Origin of the sequence: Microcystis sp. LSC13-02 (genome assembly GCA_002282935.1) — a bacterium.
Classification (GTDB): Bacteria; Cyanobacteriota; Cyanobacteriia; order Cyanobacteriales; family Microcystaceae; genus Microcystis.
The window spans coordinates 1-750 of the sequence record MTBT01000027.1; the positions used below are offsets into that span (position 1 = coordinate 1).

Annotated in this window: 2 protein-coding genes; both read left to right on the plus strand. The window is 46.9% G+C overall.

Translation table 11 applies throughout. The features are described 5' to 3' along the window. The first annotated feature begins 100 nt into the window (after window positions 1–100). Entirely contained in the window at window positions 101–292 is a 192-nt protein-coding gene (locus BGL89_RS01645; RefSeq protein WP_502692591.1) for a type II toxin-antitoxin system RelE/ParE family toxin, read from the plus strand. A 5-nt stretch (window positions 293–297) separates the two neighbouring features. Then, on the plus strand, window positions 298–579 hold the full coding sequence (locus BGL89_RS01650) for a HigA family addiction module antitoxin (RefSeq protein WP_260441289.1): 282 nt from the start codon (window positions 298–300) through the stop codon (window positions 577–579). Window positions 580–750: the final 171 nt, after the last annotated feature.

Consider the following 750-nt stretch of genomic DNA (forward strand, 5'->3'; position numbering starts at 1 on the left):
AGACATGAAGCTGTAAGACCAAAATTAGCTTTGCTAGTAGAGGCAGGATTCAGCCCAAGAATCTCCGCACTTTTAGGGCGGAGAGTGTCAAGCCAAACGAATTCGGCTGATTCTGGCTCGTCTCAGTGCTGCAACTTCACCGCAAGACATGAACTTGCCCGGATTGGTACTTCAAGAACTGGCAGGGCAACGTAAAGGAACCTGGACGGTGAGAGTATCTGGAAACTGGCGGATCACTTTCACCTTTGACGGTGTTGATGCTTGTGATGTCGATCTTGAGGACTACCACTGATGAAAATGCATAATCCACCACATCCTGGTGAAGTTCTTAAAGAACTTTGTCTCGAACCTTTGAATCTGACTGTGACTGAGGCTGCTGAAGCATTGGGTGTAAGTCGAAAAACCCTATCTGCCATCTTAAATGGTAGGGCAGGTATTAGCCCCGAAATGGCAATTCGCTTAGGGAAAGCTTTCGATACATCTCCTGAAAGTTGGCTCAATCAGCAAATGCAATACGATCTATGGCAAGCAGAGCAGACAATTGGCAATATCAAAGTCAAACGGCTATCAGTTGCCTAACCAGGGTTTGCAGCCGACGGACTCAACACCCCAGTGCGATGCCGAAGGCACTGCATAGCAGATCGCCGATTGCGTATCGCACATCGAGCAGTTCATCGAGTCGGTTTGATTGGGGCAAATTTATTTCAATGATTATAGGTAACGTCAATGCTAATCGTGAGGCAATTATTC